Raw genomic sequence first — 3,017 nt, forward strand, 5'->3', positions numbered from 1 at the left:
GCAAAGGCCAGCCACTGGCTGATCTCGCCGAGCAGGGCCGGGTTCTCCCGGGGGTACCATGTGCCGGACGGATCGTATTTCGATGCGAGGTAGACCAGGATCGCCTGGGCGTCGCGCAGGACCAGCCCGTCATCGTCGATCACAGGCAACTGTCCCAGTGGATTGAGCTTCAGGAACCATTCCGACTTGTGCTCGCGTCCAGGATAGAAGTCGACCGGCACGGTCTTGTGGTCGATGCCGAGGATGCTCATCAGCAGCCGCAGTTTGTAGCAATTGCCGGACAGCTCGTAGTCGTAAAGCGTGATCATGGGCGGCTCCTAGATGTCGAGAACGAGGCGCGCCGATCTGGCGCGCGAGACGCAGGTCATGATCTTCGTTCCAGCCTTGCGCTCGGCGTCGTTGAGATAAACGTCTTGATGGTCCGGCTCGCCCTCTATCACCGTCGCGACACAGGTGCCGCAGGCGCCCTGCTCGCAAGAGGACGGCACGTCGATGCCGCTCTCGCGCATGACCTGCAGGATCGTCTTGCCGGCCGGCACCTGCAGCGTGACGCAGGACCGCGCCAACGCCACCTCGAAGCTCGAACTGTCGTCGATCTTGTTGGTGTTCTTGAAGTATTCGAAATGCACGGCGCTGTCCGGCCAGTCCTGCTCGGCCGCGATCCTGCGTGCCGCCTCGAGCATCGGACCGGGACCGCAGATGTAGAGATGCATGCCGTTGCGGTATTCGGCCAGCACACGGCGAAGCTCGGCGCCGGTCGCGTCCGGCGACAGGCCGAGATGCGGCTTCAGCGCGTCGCCGAGCCCGGCCAGCCGATCGGCAAAGGCGAGATGCTGCTCGCCTTGCGCGAAATAATGCAGCTCGTGCGTCAGCTCCTGGTTCTTCAGCGCTTGCGCCATGGCAAGCAGCGGCGTGACGCCGATGCCGCCGGCGACGAAGATCGTCTTGATGGCGTCGCGGCGCAGCGGAAAATTGTTGCGCGGTTCCGAGATCGCCAGCACATCGCCTTCGCGCACTGTCTCGTGCATGCATTTCGAGCCGCCCTTCGAGTCCGGCTCCAGCTTGACGCCGATGACAAAGCTGCCGGTTTCACCGGGGCCGTTGGTGATCGAATACTGTCGGATCTCGCCGTTCGGCATGTGAATGTCGATATGCGCACCGGGCTGGAAGGTCGGCAGGATGCCCTTGACCGGCCGCAGTTCGAAGCCAGCGATGCCATCAGCGGCCTGCCACTTCCTGGCCACCGTGACGCGCAGCGCCGCCTTGCGGCCATGCGTGGTCGGTTCCGGCATTTCGGCAAGCTCGGCCGAGACCCTTTCATAGACCGGCTCGATCGGTGCGGGCGTCGGCGCGTTGGCGACATCGCGTTCGACTTCGTCGCGCAGTTTTGAAAGCCGTTCGTTGTGGTGGCGCAGGATGGCGATCCGCGCCGCGCCCTCGGCACCCTGGTCGAGCACGCCACGAATGACCGAACGGTTGGAATCGACCGGCTGGACGAAGAAGACGCCAAGCGTCTCGGCGGTGCCGTCGCGCGAACGCAGTGCTATGGCAAAATCCTGGGCGGCTTCGACGGCAATTTCAGCGCCGTCGCCGCCGATCGCGTCATTGGGCTGGAAGCGGTAAGCCTTCAGCCTCTCGACGACCTTGGCGGCCGGCGCGTTGACCGCAATGCCGCGCAACACGAGCAGCTTGCCTTCCGCCAGGCCGGCGACATCCGGCACCTCGCCCAGCGGTTCCTCGGACGACCAGACAAGGCCATAGCGCTCGACCGCCGGAAAGGTGCGGTTGGTGATGGTGCGGGCAGGCGCGTCGGCCGGATGCGCGGGGATGTAGGTGCAGCCGGCGGTGCGGTTCGAATAGCGCCAGCCATGATATTGGCACTTCAGCTCGCGGCCGTCGTTGATGCCGATCGACAGCCTCACGCCGCGATGCAGGCAACGGTTCTCCCAGATGTTGACGTAGCCGTCATCGGCCCGCCAGACGGCGAACTCGCGGCCGAGCAACTGGCCATGGAACACATGGCGGAACGGTAGGTCATGGGCAGCGGCGATCGGATGCCACTGGCTTCTGGCTGCTTCCAGCATTCGTCGTCTCCAAAAATATTCTGGTCAGGCCGCGGCCGGAATGACCCCGTAGGTCACGCCTTTCTGGCTGAGCCAGCGCCGGTAGGCGATCGCCGATTTGTCGGCGCGGATCGGCGTCTCGGCGCGCGGATCGAGCGGCAGACGCTTCGGCACCTGGTTCTCCAGGATCGGCTTGTCCTGGCCGAAGATGGTCTGCTGAAAGCGCTTGATCACCTTGTCTTCGCTGTTCTCGTCGAGCACGCAAAGCAGCATATGCGCGCGCACGTGCTCCTGGTCGACCGGCTGCAGGAAGATGGCGATCACGTCGCGTCGCGCCTCATCGACCGGGCTCGATTTATACAACACCGAGCAATAGGGATGCGGCACGCGGTAGACATAGTCGACATCGGCACCGCCCTCCGAGGCGGTCGAAGCCATCGGCTGGAAGAAGCGGCAGCGCGTGGCGAGAATCTCGTCGCGGTCGACCGAGATCTCGACATCGTATTCCTTGACCTCGGTGTGCGGCTCGGCGCCGAGGATGTCGGTATGCACGTAAGGGAAATGGCCCATGTCGAGAAAATTCTCGATGGCGCGCGGCGCCGAGACATTCACGCCAAAGGTCGCGGCATTGAGCCGGCGCCGGTCCGGCTCGGCATATTCCGGGATCGGGAAGAGGTCGGCCGGCGGCGAGCCCAGCGAGGTCCAGACATAACCATAGGCGCTTTTGGCTGGCAGCCGGTCGGCTGCCGCGACCTGGTCGGCGCGGCGCAGATCCGGCCGCGAGCGCCAGACGACCGGTTCACCATCCGCGCCGACCGAAAAGCTGAGGCGCTCCTCGAGCAGCACCGTCTGCTGGACGGCGCCAGGGACGGTCTCGGCGATTGCGCCCACCGGATGCCAGAGATTGAGGACCACGGGATCCGTGCATTTGGTCATCATGTCGTTCCTCTGCAT

At 64.6% G+C, this 3,017-nt stretch carries 3 protein-coding genes; all 3 read right to left on the minus strand.

The features are described 5' to 3' along the window. Positions 1-308 (minus strand): glutathione S-transferase N-terminal domain-containing protein (locus EOD07_RS28755; protein WP_206519588.1); only part of this gene is annotated, 308 nt, incomplete at its 3' end. Positions 309-317: 9 nt separating this feature from the next. Further along, positions 318-2,084 (minus strand): Rieske 2Fe-2S domain-containing protein, encoded by a 1,767-nt coding sequence (locus EOD07_RS28760; RefSeq protein WP_127237766.1) that lies wholly within the window; start codon positions 2,082-2,084, stop codon positions 318-320. Positions 2,085-2,108: 24 nt separating this feature from the next. After that, positions 2,109-3,002 (minus strand): aromatic ring-hydroxylating dioxygenase subunit alpha, encoded by an 894-nt coding sequence (locus EOD07_RS28765; RefSeq protein ID WP_127237767.1) that lies wholly within the window; start codon positions 3,000-3,002, stop codon positions 2,109-2,111. Between the last annotated feature and the right edge of the window lie 15 nt (positions 3,003-3,017).

Source organism: Mesorhizobium sp. M2C.T.Ca.TU.002.02.1.1 (genome assembly GCF_003997225.1).

Coding starts and splice junctions, on each gene's coding strand:
- EOD07_RS28760 (WP_127237766.1), bottom strand. CDS start 2,084: ATGCTGGAAGCAGCCAGAAGCCAGTGGCATCCGATCGCCGCTGCCCAT.
- EOD07_RS28765 (WP_127237767.1), bottom strand. CDS start 3,002: ATGATGACCAAATGCACGGATCCCGTGGTCCTCAATCTCTGGCATCCG.